The 14,950-nt window shown below is 34.0% G+C and carries 11 protein-coding genes and 3 pseudogenes; 10 read left to right on the top strand and 4 right to left on the bottom strand.

The window, feature by feature from the left end; translation table 11 throughout:
• Positions 1-69: 69 nt before the first annotated feature.
• Positions 70-3,570: an endo-alpha-N-acetylgalactosaminidase family protein gene (locus DT250_RS17455; protein ID WP_149213406.1), complete on the bottom strand. Its 3,501-nt coding sequence runs from the start codon at positions 3,568-3,570 to the stop codon at positions 70-72.
• Positions 3,571-4,213: 643 nt separating this feature from the next.
• Here DT250_RS17455 and galT point away from each other — a divergent pair.
• Positions 4,214-5,704, top strand: a complete 1,491-nt coding sequence (galT, locus tag DT250_RS17450; protein ID WP_149213405.1) for a UDP-glucose--hexose-1-phosphate uridylyltransferase — start codon at positions 4,214-4,216, stop codon at positions 5,702-5,704.
• A 306-nt stretch (positions 5,705-6,010) separates the two neighbouring features.
• Here the strand turns inward: galT and DT250_RS17445 are convergent, their stop codons facing one another.
• A complete protein-coding gene (locus DT250_RS17445; protein WP_064474209.1) occupies positions 6,011-6,319 on the bottom strand; it encodes an ArsR/SmtB family transcription factor in 309 nt (102 codons plus the stop codon).
• A 108-nt stretch (positions 6,320-6,427) separates the two neighbouring features.
• On the opposite strand from DT250_RS17445, the pseudogene DT250_RS17440 reads away from it, so the two are divergent.
• The 3 genes and pseudogenes from DT250_RS17440 to DT250_RS32695 all read left to right on the top strand — a co-directional run bounded on the left by DT250_RS17440 (position 6,428) and on the right by DT250_RS32695 (position 8,923).
• Positions 6,428-7,353: pseudogene (locus DT250_RS17440) on the top strand (aldo/keto reductase).
• 49 nt (positions 7,354-7,402) lie between these two features.
• Positions 7,403-8,578, top strand: coding sequence for an MFS transporter (locus DT250_RS17435; RefSeq protein ID WP_088063098.1), 1,176 nt, complete (start codon positions 7,403-7,405; stop codon positions 8,576-8,578).
• Positions 8,579-8,730: 152 nt separating this feature from the next.
• A pseudogene (locus DT250_RS32695) lies at positions 8,731-8,923 on the top strand (hypothetical protein).
• A 28-nt stretch (positions 8,924-8,951) separates the two neighbouring features.
• Here the strand turns inward: DT250_RS32695 and DT250_RS17425 are convergent.
• Entirely contained in the window at positions 8,952-9,176 is a 225-nt protein-coding gene (locus DT250_RS17425; RefSeq protein ID WP_000162604.1) for a hypothetical protein, read from the bottom strand.
• 84 nt (positions 9,177-9,260) lie between these two features.
• Positions 9,261-9,608 (bottom strand): DUF4257 domain-containing protein, encoded by a 348-nt coding sequence (locus DT250_RS17420; protein ID WP_060490074.1) that lies wholly within the window; start codon positions 9,606-9,608, stop codon positions 9,261-9,263.
• Positions 9,609-9,804: 196 nt separating this feature from the next.
• On the opposite strand from DT250_RS17420, the gene DT250_RS17415 reads away from it, so the two are divergent.
• From DT250_RS17415 to DT250_RS17395, 6 genes and pseudogenes are all read left to right on the top strand, one after another.
• Positions 9,805-10,332, top strand: a complete 528-nt coding sequence (locus DT250_RS17415) for a DinB family protein (protein ID WP_149213404.1) — start codon at positions 9,805-9,807, stop codon at positions 10,330-10,332.
• A 182-nt stretch (positions 10,333-10,514) separates the two neighbouring features.
• Positions 10,515-11,564 (top strand): ribosome small subunit-dependent GTPase A, encoded by a 1,050-nt coding sequence (rsgA, locus tag DT250_RS17410; protein WP_088063100.1) that lies wholly within the window; start codon positions 10,515-10,517, stop codon positions 11,562-11,564.
• A 206-nt stretch (positions 11,565-11,770) separates the two neighbouring features.
• Positions 11,771-12,811, top strand: a pseudogene (locus DT250_RS32820) (cache domain-containing protein); the annotation flags it as partial.
• Positions 12,806-13,753: a methyl-accepting chemotaxis protein gene (locus tag DT250_RS32815; RefSeq protein WP_432206306.1), complete on the top strand. Its 948-nt coding sequence runs from the start codon at positions 12,806-12,808 to the stop codon at positions 13,751-13,753. The pseudogene DT250_RS32820 and the gene DT250_RS32815, both read left to right, overlap by 6 nt.
• Before the next feature lie 195 nt (positions 13,754-13,948).
• Positions 13,949-14,254 carry a hypothetical protein gene (locus DT250_RS17400; RefSeq protein WP_000539573.1) on the top strand — a complete coding sequence of 102 codons (306 nt, stop codon included), beginning with the start codon at positions 13,949-13,951 and terminating at the stop codon, positions 14,252-14,254.
• 296 nt (positions 14,255-14,550) lie between these two features.
• The gene (locus DT250_RS17395) at positions 14,551-14,919 is read left to right on the top strand and encodes a DUF3979 family protein (RefSeq protein WP_000965083.1); all 369 of its coding nucleotides are present in this window, start codon (positions 14,551-14,553) and stop codon (positions 14,917-14,919) included.
• The last annotated feature ends 31 nt before the right edge of the window (positions 14,920-14,950 follow it).

The raw sequence follows: 14,950 nt of genomic DNA, 5'->3' as shown, positions 1-14,950 counted from the left end.
AAGGTGTCTCCAAAAGATCATTTGTAATGACCTTTTGAGACAACCTCTTTCAAATTATAACAACTGATTCTATTTATTTGACACTACTTCAATAACTAGATTATCAAGCATAATATCTTTATAACCGTTAAAGTTAGCTTGTGAGCCTTTCACACCGTTAGTATTAGCTGCTTTATTAGTGGAATAAATCCCAAACCAGCTTTGCCCCGATCCATCTCCTGTTAAAGTAAAGGAATATGTGCCAGCTTTTGTATTCTTATCACTGCTTGCGGTTGATTTTAATGCCTCCTTAGTCAATACTCCTTTTTCTTCAAATGGAGCATTACCTGTCACTACTGCATACGTTCCATCACTACCTGCTTCATAATCAAAAGTAATTTTATACGTTACTCCTGGTTTAAATGTGAAGTTTTGAGGGATAGTTTGGTAAACAAGAGCATCACCTTCCGTTAATCCATTTGTTTTAAGTGACCATTTACCTGCGATAACATCATTTACTATTTTTTGGTTCCAACCTCTTTGTGTATATGGTGCATGTAATTCAGACAGGTGTGTTCTATTATCTTCTACGCCTTCAATATTACCAATTACAAACGGATAGATGCCTTGTACAACATTTTCAAAGTCTTGTACGAATTTATTATTGCTTACTTGGTTTTCGGAATTACTTTCCACGATGCGAATATCATCAAAGTAACTTGCACCATTTCCAGCATCTCTAGATAAATCAATTGTTACATCGGATGTTTTTTTACCAGTTTCAAAAAATACATACATGTTTTGGAAGTAACTTGTTCCATCCACAGTTGAAGTCATTTGACCATCAGCTTTTGCTTGCTCAGAGCCTAGTGTATTATGTGCGTATGCTCTTACATAGTTTTTAGCGATAGATTTACCAGTACTATTCGTATACTGTTTGTCGTTAGAAGTAATTGTGATGCTTGCTTGTGCTTCACTTCGGTTGTCTATACCAACATATGCAGCATACTTTGTATTAGGTTTTAGGTCTGTTAATTTTTGAGTAACATTTACTTTCTTTTTATTATTGGAGATTGTTAGCATATTATTATTACCTTCACTCTTCGTAATCTTAACTGCTTGTGAGTCTCCTTTGATTTTCCAATCTTTTAGGGAATTGCTGTTAAATCCAGTATCTATAAGATGCATTCCTTCACTCCATTTAACATCTTTATTGGATTTTGGCCCTTTATAAATTACATATGCAGTAGATTTTTTTGCATCTAATGTGATTTTTCCATTTTCAATTTTAACATTTTTCATTTTCTCTTTACCTAATTCTGTTAACTCATACACTTTAACGGTACCTTGCCAACCAGTAGGGACAGTCCACGTTGTTTTTCCACCGTTTGTGTTCCAGTGATATAATTTTTCATTATCTGCTGATAATTTTTTACCATTTTGATCCCAAGACCATGGGAATAAATACTTTTCGTCACCAGGTTTACCTTCAAATATTTGCTTGCCATTTAATGTCATAGTTCTCGTTCGATAGCCATCTTTATCATTTGCAAAATCATTTGATTTTCTTTCAATTGTAAGTGTATTTTCACTAGATTCGTCCTTTAATACTGTCTTCATACCTGGTACCCAGTTGTAAGTTTGTTGTTTATCATCTATCATTTCAACTGCTTTTCCATTTTCCCACTGTGTTACTTTATAATGTTGAATGAATTTGCTTGGAACATTCACCGCAAATAAGTTATCAATATACGCTTTGTAGTCACTTCTACCTTGCCAACCTTCAAAGTCTTTCATACTGTATCCACCTAATAATGGAGCATCTGCGTCGCCTCCATACTTAGGATAGTTACCAATCCATGCATCTTTTTGATGGTTTTTAATGAAACGAGTGATGGTACTATTAATACCTTTTAAGGTATACCCGCCGTAAGTCAAATCGGCTGCCCAGTGTTGGAATGTGGAATCGTACTCGTTCGCATATCCCCACTCACTGCCTAAGCGCCAACCTAAACTATTTATTTCTTTACTTAATTGACGGCTCGGCCATGTACTATTATCACCTGACTGTCCATTACCCCAAACGTCTACATAAATAAAATCTAATTCATTCTTCTTGCCACCAAGAGCATCATATAAATCTTTGAATCGTTGTGCTCTGCCATTTCTTAAATCATAATCAGCATTAATGTTTATTCCTTGATCGATCCAGTTCCAACCATACTTATAAGTTCCATCTGGATTTTTTAATAAACGATCTTCTTGGAAATATTTTGACTCTGGATACGTTTCACTTGCATTCACATGAACACCAAAAGTTGCCCCATATTCTTTACCCCTCGTTAGCAATGTTTTCATGTCCTTTGCACCGCCAATTCGGGTTCCAATGTCAGCATAATTTAAATGACCAGAATCATGTCCTTCACTACCATAACCTTTCAGTAGAATAGATTGCCCTAGTCCATCAGTATTTAGGTGAAATTTTTTCACTCCGTCTAAAGCCATTAAGAAAGGGTTTTGGGCTTGACTGCCAAAGTTCATGTTAACACGGTAACCAACTAAGTCTGGAACTTTTTCTGCTCCTAGAGGTTCGTTCATAATTTTCCTATAAGCAATTGCTCCGTCTTGCCAGTTTATTTTTTTATCATCATTAGCGTCAGCAGTAATGATAACCTTCACAGACGGCATTTCATCTACCTTATTAACTGTCCCGTCCTTTAGCTCTAGAGTGCCATCTTCTTTACGATGTTCTTCTGACTTTTGATACGTCCAGAAGGTACTACTTAGACCAATTGTTTTTTTTCCTGCACTATTAGTCGTAGCATTTGCCGTAATTCTTTGAGCATCAGTCTTTGCAGCATAAGAATCTGGAGCCAATTTTTTTACTAAACTATTCTCCGTATTAGACCATATACTTGCACTTAATTCATCAGTAGAAAGAAAAGCATACATATATCCTTTTTGCTCTTCATCTTTCGTATTTAAATTTTCATCAACCTTTACCTGTCTGTCACCATTAATACGTGTATTTGTTGACATCTGTACGCCGTCTAGCACTGCATCTTTTTGACTGTTATTTACAGAAATTAAATGATGATTTGGAATTTCAATAGTTTTTACAATTTTGTTGTCGACGATCTTTGTAATATTGAATTCTAATATATTCTCTTTAACAACGAACTCAGCAGTAATAACCGCAGAAATATTGTTATTAGTGTCTATTACCGTCATTTCATATACTACTTTATCTGATAAAACTTTTGCTTTGACTTTTGGTTTTACTGCTACGTCATTAATAAGGATTGTATCTAATGCCTCAGTCTGTCCGTAAAAAGTCTTTCCTGCATCATTTCCAGATTTTAAATCGTATTGAATGACTCTTGGAAAATTTACATCAACAAGAACGTTCATTTGATTAGATGAAATAACCGCATTTGGACTTTGAGAAATGATTTGATTTTCAGCTTGTATAGTATCCGTGGTTCCCTCAGCTTGGATTAGGGAAGCATTTGTAAAACAAGTAGAACCTACGACACAACCCGATACAAGTGTTGCGATCGTCCTCCTGAATTTCTTTTTTGATTTTTTCATGTGTACCCCCTCGTTTTCATTTTGGTACTTTTGACATTGATGGTTCTTTACAGGTATAGATTACTTTTTGTGAAAAGCTTACACAAGAGAGATGTTGCTCTGTTTTTTAGAAATATTGTTTTTTGTAATGTTGAAAATAAGATAAATAAAAAATAATTCTGGCTTATAAATCTAGGATTATTTTATTTGAGAAGCTCATTAAAAATTAAACGGCGGCGATACTGGAGCAGATGTGTTTATTATTGAAAAGCTACCTTCAGGGGAGGGGCACAGAGATAAAGATTAGGGTTTAAGATAAAGGTAGTTTTATATTCTGTGTATTATTGTGTTTATTAAATCGTCAGAAATCGTTCTTCAAAAAATGTACCTTTTTATGTTTTTAGTGAGATGTTAAAAGTGAAAAGCAAGATGTCTAAAAAATACGACAAGATGTTGATTGTAGAAGTGTTTTTACGTACGTATAATGTAACAAAATAGCTTACTAAACGGGCGATTCAAGTATGCTAATAGCTTCTTTGGAGAAAGCAAAAGGTATATTAGAACGGTGGTTATCCCATACGTCTGTTCATAAAATTATAAAAGGTACATAGAACTTGCATCGTAACAACGAAAACCGCTATAAGGTTAGAGGAGGTATATACTGATGATATATCAAGCTATTCAGCAGTTAATTGATCGAGCTATTGAAATTCAATTAATTGAACAAGAAGATGAAATATATACAAGGAATAAAATTCTTTCTTTACTTCGTTTAGAGGACTTTGTAGTGGAAGCGTCTGCATCTGCAAAGAAAGCAATTTCAGAGTTATTGGAAGAGTTAATTGAATATGCTTGTATGCATAAAGTCATTGAGTCAGTAATGGACGAGAGAGAAATCTTAGCAAGTGCAATTATGGATGTTTTTATGTCCAAACCGTCTGTTATTAATACTCTATTTTATAAAAAATTCGAACAAAATCCGAGGGCTGCGACAAATTACTTCTATGAATTAAGTAAAAACAGCAACTATATACAAATGAAGCAAATTGCCAAAAATATAAATTATAAAGTAAATACGGAATATGGTGCCATTGATATAACAGTTAATTTATCAAAACCGGAAAAAGACCCGAAACAAATTGCTAGAGAGAGAGTATTGGAAAGTACAAATTATCCAAAATGTTTACTTTGTATTGAGAATGAAGGATATAGAGGCAGAACTGGACATCCAGCACGCTCGAATCATCGTATGATCCGGATGAATCTTACAGATGAAAGCTGGTTTCTACAGTATTCTCCGTATATATACTTCAATGAACACTGCATTGTATTGTCCTCAGAACATCGAGATATGAAAATTGACCGTCAAACATTTTTACGTTTGTTAAAATTTGTAGAAAAATTCCCACATTATTTCCTTGGGTCCAATGCAGATTTGCCAATTGTAGGAGGATCTATTCTAACACATGACCACTATCAAGGTGGAAACTATGAATTTGCTATGGCAAATGCATCAAACGACCTAATTTTTGAACTAACTAACTTTCCAGAAATGCAATGTTCTATTATTAAATGGCCTATGTCAGTTATTCGCTTAAGAAGTAAAGACATAGAACAAATAGTAAATGCAGGGGAGTACATATTAGAGAGGTGGAAGGGATATAGTGATCCATCTGTTAATATATTTGCATTTACGAATGATATTCCACATAATACGATAACTCCGATTGCTCGTTACCGGAATAGTATGTACGAATTGGATCTTGTTTTGCGGAACAATCGTACAAGTGAAGAACATTCGCTAGGTATTTTCCACCCTCATGCGGAAATACAGCATATTAAAAAGGAAAATATCGGTCTAATTGAAGTAATGGGGTTAGCAGTACTTCCGGCGCGTTTAAAAACAGAACTTCAGGAAGTGGAAAAATTCTTACTTAACATTCCAAGTGATATTCCAACGCTTCATATACGATGGGCTGAACAATTAAAAATCAAATATTACCATCGGATACATGAACAAAATGTACAGGAGATAGTAAGAGCAGAATTAGGACAGAAATTTATACAGGCGCTTGAAGATGCTGGCGTTTTTAAACGAGATGACGAAGGGATATCGGCATTTAAACGTTTTATTCAGAGGTTAAATAAGGAATGAACTTAGTAGTGATGGTGATTACAAAATGACCTAATTATATGATAAGGGAGGTAATAATATGGAGGAGTGTGAGCATAAGCAACTACAGGAATTGAAACAGATAGGCGGCCCTATATTAATGATGTGTATAAAATGTAATCAAATAATTAAAGTGTCCAAAGGATCCAGTACAAAAATAAAGTGAAAAAGAATGAAGCGTATATATTTCTAGTGTGTGATGAACAAAGTTCCTTCTGATTAAAGTTGCATTTTATTAAAAGAATAGAACCATACTAAAAAACATCTCATATGAATATGAGATGTTTTTTAGTATGGTTCTGTCGCATGTAATACGACGTCTAATAAACCAGGGAATCTAGCATGTAAGTCATCTTCACGAATTGAAATGAAACGTTGTGTTCCTTCAATGCGTGTATACATAACACCGGATTCACGTAAAACCTTGAAATGGTGAGATAAAGTTGATTTCGCAATTGGAATGTTTAACGCACCACAAGATTGTTCATTTTTCTCTAATAGCATCGTTACAATTTGTAAACGAATTTGATCGCTAAGTGCGTATAAGACAGAAGAGAATTGAATTTCTTCTCGATTTGGATGATAGAGAGTACGCATTTTTTCACCTGCTTGTATAAGTTAATATAGTTTGCACTATAACATATAAAGTGGTATATTTCTATTGTTCGAATATGTTCGAACAATAGAAATATAGGGGGAGAAAAAATGAAATATACCAAATTGCAAAAGGCAGGACTACATATTTCGAAGTTAGGGCTAGGAACAAATGCTGTAGGGGGGCATAATTTATATGCTAATGTGAACGAAGAAGAAGGAAAACGATTAATAGAAGAAGAGGGGTTACATTTTTTGATACAGCGGATTCATACGGTCTCGGTAGATCAGAGGAATTGGTAGGAGAAGTATTGAAAGGAAAACGTCAAGAAGTTGTACTTGCTACAAAAGGTGGAATACAGCCGTTATTAAATGGAGAAGTTTATATTAATAATGAACGAAGCTATTTAAGAAATGCTGTGGAAAATAGCTTAAGAAGATTACAAACTGATTATATTGATTTATATTATTTACATTTTACAAATCCAGAAACAAGTTACATAGATTCAATTGGAGAGCTTGCTCGTCTAAAAGAAGAAGGTAAAATTCGTGCAATTGGAATATCTAACGTAAACGTAGAGCAATTAAAAGCAGCGAATCAGCACGAACAAATAGATGTTGTACAATCACCGTATAATATGTTGGATCGTACTGCTGGAGAAGAACTTTTGCCGTATTGTATAGAATCAGGTATTTCATTTATACCATACGGGCCTCTTGCTTTTGGGATACTAGGTGGAAAATATACAGAAGATTTTAAATTAAACGAAGGCGATTGGCGTCAAAGTGTAAATCTATTTGAAGAAAATACATATAAGAGTAACTTTAAAAAAGTTGAGAAGTTAAAAGGTTTAGCTAAAGAAATGAATCTTGAAGTATCACATTTAGCTTTAGCATGGCTATTAAATAAAAAAGGCATTGATACTGTTATTCCTGGTGGGAAACGAGCGGAGCAAATAAGAGAAAGTGTAAGAGCGGTGGAAGTTTCATTGAATGAAAAGGTTATGGAAGAAATTAAATCTATTTTAGAAGATTAGTTGAGAAGAGGGGGACTTCCCTCTTTTTATATAAAAGGAGAAGGTTTAAATGAAAAGAGTACTAGCTGTATTCTTTACGATCATGTTTATGATAGGTACAGATACTTTCTTAATTTCACCACTTTTACCGACATTACAGAAGGTGTATCATGTTTCAACTGAGCTGTCAGGGTGGATGGTGAGTTCATATGCTTTAGGATACGCTGGATTTGCGCTTATTGCTGGTCCTATATCAGATGGCTTAAACAGAAAAAAAGTGATGGTAATAGGAATGAGTTTTTTTGCGTTAAGTACGTTTTTATGTGGAATGGCACCGAGTTTTCTATGGATGCTAGCATTTAGATTTTTAGCAGGTGTAAGTGCAGCCTTTGTATCTCCACAAGTGTGGGCATCTATTCCGCTCCTTATAGAGAAGGAGCAAATTGTAAAGGCAATTGGAATTGTAACAGCAGGGTTAGCAATCTCTCAAATTTTAGGGTTGCCAGTTGGATCGTATTTGGCAATGATACACTATACAACACCATTCTTCGTCATTGGTATATTATCAACACTACTTGTAATTCTTATCTATATAGTATTACCAGAAATACAACCGGTTCATATAGGTGGAAGTAAAACAAACATCTTAAAGCGCTATAAACAATTACTTACAGATTCAAAGGTTTCGATTTCTTATTTTGCATATTTTGTTTTTCAAACTGGTAATTTTGCTGCATTTTCATTTTTTGGTGTATGGCTGTCCATTCAATTTGGCTTACAAGTTCATGAAGTAGGTACAACTATGCTTATATTAGGATTAGGGAATTTAGCTGGTAATATTTTTGGCCCTAGAATCACAAATAAAATTGGTTATAACCTTTCTTTCTATGGTGGAATTATATTTACAGCAGTGCTATATGTATTACTTCCTCATGTAAAGAACATTATATTGGTGGAGTTATTGTTCTTTGTTTTGTTTTTTGTGACAGGAATTTTGTTTGTATTAATGATGAGGCACTTACAAAACATATCTAGTGTAGCAAGAGGAACAGGAGCCGCGCTTGCTAATGCTTCTATGTATATTGGTCAAATGATTGGAGCGGCAATAGCAGGACTGCTATTTGCAGCATCTCACAATTTTATACTTATAGGTAGTTTTACTGCGTTACTATATATAGGAGCTTTATTTTTGTTTAGAAAAAGTGAAAAGCTTAATGAAGATAGTGAAACAGGAATTGTATCATAAAGCCTGTACAAATAAAAAAGAGCTATATCTCCTCTTTTGAGGTGACATCAAATAAAGCGAGTGCAAGAAGTGCAGTTAGTCTATCAATGAAAATAGCAGTTAGAAACCACATATGAAATCAATATTAGAAGAGTAATAATACAAAGGGATCTTTGAGTGCAGAGATTAAAGAAAATAGACAAATAGTATAAAGGTATCGTAATAAAGTTATGAGGAATCCAAAAATAAAAAATCCCTACAGAGATAGGGATTCATATATCGGCATATAGTTCCTTGGAAAAGGATATACTTAGTTTAGCATATAGGACTACTTATATTTGTGAAATAGATGTGAAAAAATTCTAAATAAAAAGCACTGTTTTAGCTAATGTAACTAAAACAGTGCTTTTCTCTTTGATTGAACTGTTGCTGCATTTTCATCATGTATGCCTGCATCTTTAATAATTCGTTGTTTTGCTTTATTTAATAGATGGTCTACTGCTTCACCAAAATAATTAGCTTCGCTTTTTGTGCGGGCTTCTCGTAAACATTTATAGTTTTCTAGCAGTTCCTCTTTTTCAGTGTTTGTTAAGAAATCTTCTATTTTCTTTTTTGTCATACGAAACACCCTTTCTTCTGACAAACGACGCAATAGAAAATATTTATTGTTTATTATAGCAATAATTTTTAAAGAAAGTATAGACTAACGTCGTAATAATTTGTCAATTTCTTGAATCTTCTCATCAGCTTTCCCAATTTGTTTATTTTTAGCCTGCTCACCACCAAGCGCTTGGTGCAGTAAGAAAGTCTGACCGGAAATAGCAGTCACAATGGATACTTTAATAATTTCTTTTATTAAGGTAACATCGAATAAAACGAGTCCAAGAAGTGCAGCTAGACTACCAGTGAAAATATCAGTCAAAAACCCAAAGTGAAAAAAAGTTTTCAAACGGCGTGGAAGCAATAACTTACCTTGGTTATTGATTAGATGGGAAACGAAACCGGTAATGCCACCAACGAGTATAGCGGTTAGCCATTGATACATTTCCATCGAATCCACTCCTTTTAGTGAATAAGATTCGATTCTTTTATATTGATTCCTTTTAATATTTCATAGAAGCATATTGAGAAAGTTTGTTTGGGTTTATTACGTATTCAATTTAATTATAACAGAAAGATCTGACATATTTCAGTCTATTATATGAAGCGGTTATTCCTTAATATGAATGTAGAAAGGGGTGCGTGAGATGAATATAGATTATCGAATAAGAAGTATGGATGGTTATACAAAAAATATAGTGGAATTAGTAAGCATGCTGGAGCATACGAGGGCTGTAACATTACAGGAAATAAACGATCTATCAGTTGAGCAAGTAGATTTCATTATGACGAGTGGAGGGAATTCCATCGGAGCGTTACTAAAGCATATAGCAGCTATAGAAAAAGCCCATCAACTTATTTCATTTCAAGAGCGCGACTTTACAAAAGAAGAATTAGAAATATGGGAAGACGCACTGTATTTAGGGAAAGCGGGGAGAACAATCCGTGGTAATGAAATACAGTATTATATACAAATTCTACAAAGTGTTCGAGAAGAATCTCTGAAGTATTTGAATGAACAAGATGATGAATGGCTTATGTCAGAAAGAAAGTGGCCTAACGGTGTAGCGTATAACCAGCACTATCTGTGGTTTCATGTGCTAGAAGATGAGATTAGTCATCGTGGACAAATTAGAATGATGAAAAATAAAATATTTGAAAATTGCGTTAAATAAGGTAGCTTTTTAAATAAATATTCCATATAATGAGAGTAATTAAAATGAGAACGGGGTGATGTATTATGGTGAAAATAACGTATATGAATCATAAACCAAATACAAAGGTGGATGGAAAGGGCGAGACTGTATAAGTGAGCGCACGATCCTTCCGCTTAGCTTAAACTAGGGAGGATATCAATTTGAATCAAAATATTTTAGAATCATTCGGCTGGGATTCTTTTTTTGAAGAACAAGCTGTAGAGAACTTTGAAGTAGGGCGTATTTTACTAGAGCATAAACATATATATCGAATTATTTGTAATGATGGTGAATATATGGCAGAGCTGTCTGGAAAGTTTCGGCATGAAGCAGTAACGAAGGGAGATTATCCAGCGGTTGGTGATTGGGTGTATATAAAGAAAATAGAGAATGAAAAGAAAGCAATTATTCATCGTATTTTTCAAAGAAGAAGCTCTTTTTCTAGACAAGAGGCTGGTAATCGAACGGAAGAACAAGTAATAGCAGCAAATGTAGATTATCTATTTTTAGTAAATGCACTTAACCATGATTTTAACGTAAGAAGAATAGAACGTTATTTACTATTAGCGTATGAAAGTGGTGCAATGCCTGTTATTGTTTTAACAAAGAGTAGCTTATGTGAAGACGTGGAACAGAAAATTGTTGAAACGGAAGCTGTGGCAATTGGTGTTCCGATCTTCGTCGTTGATAGTTTAAAGCATACTGGTATTGAATCGCTGCAGCAATTTGTTTCTTCAGGAAAAACAATTGCTTTAGTCGGGTCATCGGGGGTTGGAAAATCCACTTTGTTAAATGCACTCATAGGACTTGAAGTAGCAAAAACGGGAGATATTCGTGAGGAAGATAGTAAAGGAAGGCATACGACAACTCATCGTGAATTGTTCCGATTACCGAGTGGTGGTTTAGTTATTGATACTCCGGGCATGAGGGAGCTACAGCTTTGGGAAGGAAGCGATGCAATTCAAACAACATTTTCTGATATTGAAGAATTAGCAAAAACGTGCCGTTTTAGGGATTGTAAACATGAAAATGAGCCAGGGTGCGCAGTGCATAGTGCAATTGATAACGGAATTATTACGATAAATCGTTTGCAAAGCTATAAAAAATTACAAAGAGAACTGGCGTATTTTATGAGAAAACAAGATGCTATTCTTGCGAGAGCAGAGCGTGATAAGTGGAAAAAGATTTCTAAACAGCATAAAAAAATATGAAAAGCCAAAGGGTGGTTCCCTTTGGCTTTTTTTGTATTTGTAAATTTTATAATAATATTATTCAAATATATAGACAAAGGGAATTTAATTGTTTAAACTTTACAAAGTATTCATCGTAATAGATTATGAAAATAATAATTTAGGGATGGGAAATGTTTACAACTCGCTAGATTTAACTATTGAAATTGAAAAGCAGGAGGTTTGTAATGGGTAGACTATTAAATTGGTTTCGTGATATGAAAGTAGCAAAAAAACTACTAATTTCGTTTTTTGTCATTTTAATTGCGGCTGTCTCTATTATTGGAGGCATGTCTTATCAAACAGCTAAAAAGAACTTTGAATCACAAATTACGAGCAGTGCTCACGACAATATAAAAATATTAGATAATTTAATCAATCAAATGATTGAGGCGAAATTTAATGATGTAAATAATTTTGCACGGGTGATTCAAGGTAATATGTATCAAGGGGATAATCAAGATGAATTAAGAAAAATGTTATCTCAATATATTAATTTGAATAAAGATGTTGAACAAGTATACTTTGCTGGGAATGATAAGAAATTTGTGCAAGAACCAAATATACAAATGGCAGCAGACTATGATCCAACAGAACGTTCTTGGTATAAAGATGCAGTGGCAAAACAAGGGGGTATTGTCGTTACTGAGCCATATAAGGCGCAAGGAAATGGACATATTGTCGTAACGATTGCAAAACAAGCAGAAGATAAAAACGGTGTTGTAGCAATAGATTTAAGTTTAGATAATTTATTAAAAACAACAAAGTTAATCAATATCGGTAAAAAGGGATATGCTTTCATTTTAGATGGAAAACAAAAAATAATTGCACATCCTCAAGAAAAATCAGGAGAAAAAGCAGCTGATTCTTGGGCGAAGAAAATTTATGAAGATAACCATGGTGCTTTTTCATATATGTATGATGGCAGCGAAAAACAAATGGTATTTGCTACAAATGTAAAAACAGGTTGGAAAATCGGTGGAACGATGTACTCAAATGAAATAATTGAAGCTGCGCAGCCTGTATTTTATAATATGTTAATTGTTATGTTCATTTCATTAGTTATAGGCGGAGCACTTATTTATTTTGTGACACTTTCTATAACGAAGCCATTAAAAAGATTAGTTGCTACTTCTAAAGAAATAAGTGAGGGAGATTTAACGCAAACAATCGAGATTCATTCTAATGATGAAATTGGCCAACTTGCAAAAGGATTCAATGAGATGACAGATGCATTGCGAACGTTAATTGGAAGAATTAATACGTCGGCTGGACATGTTGCAGCAGCATCAGAAGAGCTAACGGCAAGTGTAAGACAAGCGAGTGAAGCAACTGAGCAAATTACAATGGCAATGGATGAAATATCGAGCGGGGCAACAACGCAAACAACGAGCGTAGAAAATGGTGCAATGTTATTATTTGATGTAACAGAAGGAATTCAGCATGTAGCAAATAGTTCATCATCAATTAGTACGGCTTCTGCTCATACTCGTGAAAAAGCAGAAGATGGCGGGAAACTAGTAGGAAAAACAGTAAATCAAATGCAGTCTATTGCAGAATCTGTTTCACAATCAGATGAAGTTATACAGTTGCTAAATAATAAATCAAAACAAATTGGTGACATACTAGAAGTCATTCAAAATATTGCAGATCAAACGAATCTTCTAGCTTTGAATGCGGCAATTGAAGCTGCAAGAGCAGGAGAGCACGGAAGAGGATTTGCGATTGTTGCAGATGAAGTACGTAAATTGGCGGAGAAGTCTAGTGTATCTTCTAGTGAAATTAGTAAATTAATATGTGAAATACAAGATGACATGAGTAAGACGGTAAAATCAATGGGGCATGTAAATGAAGAAGTTCAATCTGGACTTGTTATTGCGAATGAAACGAAGCAAAACTTTACTGAGATTTTACTATCTACAAATGAAATTGCAGATCAAATTAAAACGATGGTTGAAACGGCTAACGGGATGTCAAAAGGTGCAAATGAAGTGTCTATTTCAGTAGGTCAAATTGCAATGACAGCACAGAACAATGCGACGAGTACTCAAAACGTTGCAGCATCAGCAGAAGAACAACTAGCGTCCATTGAGGAGATTAGTTCGGCGGCTGGTACATTATCTCAAATGGCTGAAGAGTTACAAGGGTTAATTGAAAGATTTAAAGTTTAACAGAGGACAGACTATCTCCAAAATAGCAGTATGCTATTGGAGTAGTCTGTTTTTATTATGTAAAATGAAATGAGATTGAGAGTATCTTTATAATATTTAAAGGTATATTTTGTATGATATTTGTCGAAAAATAGAGGTATTTGTTTGCTTTGTGTATAATTATAATCGTATAAAATGCAAATAAAGGAGATTACTATGGGAGTTTATTGGGGTACCAAAAGACATTCTTGGCTTAGTTATGTCTCATTTTGGTTAAGTATTTCATTTTTTATTGTCTTTCTAATTGAAGTGTTTATTTTAAAAACACTTTCGAATAGTTCGGTGCAAATTGTTAAATATTTTTATTTTATACTTGTACCAGTAAACATCTTTCTTAGTTTAAAGTTACTCTTTAAGAAGAATGAAAAGAAAGCATTACCTATTTTTAGTTTCATCGTATCATTATTATTTACAATTTTAATACTAGTATTAGCGTTAGTAGCTACGGGGAAATTCTTTTAAGGGGAGTGATAAAAGTCACTCTTCTTTTTTGTGATTGTAAGGAAATACTAAGCGGAGGATGGACAAAGAGTGCATTTACTTATGTTTGATATGATTGGAAAGCGTTAGAAGCATATTAAGAAATATAATGAGAGACAATTCATATAATAATGAAGAGAATCAGGTGTTTTACATGCAATTATGAAGCAAATGAATACGGTAAAAACGACGATATATGGTACAATACATATGGATAGTGATAGAGATAAAGGGTATATAAAATACTCATCGTTTTTTAGTAAGAGAGGGGTTATCTTATGCTATACGAGGATTTGATGACATTATTTCAAGCAGCTCCGAAAGAAGAAGGTAGAGGCGGCTGGAAATATATAATCCAGGAACGAAATGATAAATATGAAATTGTTGATGAACTGTTGAAAAATCAAATGAGTGTTGAATTGTATTTTAATGAATATGATGAGGTGAAAATCACTTTATATAAAGATGGAATGCCTATTTCTACTATGCAAAGAATTGCGATTTCAAAAGTTGAATTAGACGAAGAGGAAGAAGGAATTCAATTCGTTTTAGAACGTATGCCTAGTCGGATGATTCGGTTGCAATTAAAGCCATATTTAGCACTCGAAATGGGGCCGTACTGGGAAGTATGCGATGATTGTGAATGAACATAAAAGAAGCATCCAATAACATGGATGC

Origin of the sequence: Bacillus sp. AR2-1 (assembly GCF_008368755.1) — a bacterium.
Taxonomy (GTDB): domain Bacteria; phylum Bacillota; class Bacilli; order Bacillales; family Bacillaceae_G; genus Bacillus_A; species Bacillus_A wiedmannii.
Note: the sequence above shows the minus strand (reverse complement) of the source record. Positions and strands in the feature narration are given on the sequence as shown.

What these genes read in the sequence shown, in the direction of transcription:
- DT250_RS17455 (WP_149213406.1), bottom strand. Translation starts at nt 3,570, where the DNA reads ATGAAAAAATCAAAAAAGAAATTCAGGAGGACGATCGCAACACTTGTA.
- galT (WP_149213405.1), top strand. Translation starts at nt 4,214, where the DNA reads ATGATATATCAAGCTATTCAGCAGTTAATTGATCGAGCTATTGAAATT.
- DT250_RS17445 (WP_064474209.1), bottom strand. Translation starts at nt 6,319, where the DNA reads ATGCGTACTCTCTATCATCCAAATCGAGAAGAAATTCAATTCTCTTCT.
- DT250_RS17435 (WP_088063098.1), top strand. Translation starts at nt 7,403, where the DNA reads ATGAAAAGAGTACTAGCTGTATTCTTTACGATCATGTTTATGATAGGT.
- DT250_RS17425 (WP_000162604.1), bottom strand. Translation starts at nt 9,176, where the DNA reads ATGACAAAAAAGAAAATAGAAGATTTCTTAACAAACACTGAAAAAGAG.
- DT250_RS17420 (WP_060490074.1), bottom strand. Translation starts at nt 9,608, where the DNA reads ATGGAAATGTATCAATGGCTAACCGCTATACTCGTTGGTGGCATTACC.
- DT250_RS17415 (WP_149213404.1), top strand. Translation starts at nt 9,805, where the DNA reads ATGAATATAGATTATCGAATAAGAAGTATGGATGGTTATACAAAAAAT.
- DT250_RS32815 (WP_432206306.1), top strand. Translation starts at nt 12,806, where the DNA reads ATGACAGATGCATTGCGAACGTTAATTGGAAGAATTAATACGTCGGCT.
- DT250_RS17400 (WP_000539573.1), top strand. Translation starts at nt 13,949, where the DNA reads ATGGGAGTTTATTGGGGTACCAAAAGACATTCTTGGCTTAGTTATGTC.
- DT250_RS17395 (WP_000965083.1), top strand. Translation starts at nt 14,551, where the DNA reads ATGCTATACGAGGATTTGATGACATTATTTCAAGCAGCTCCGAAAGAA.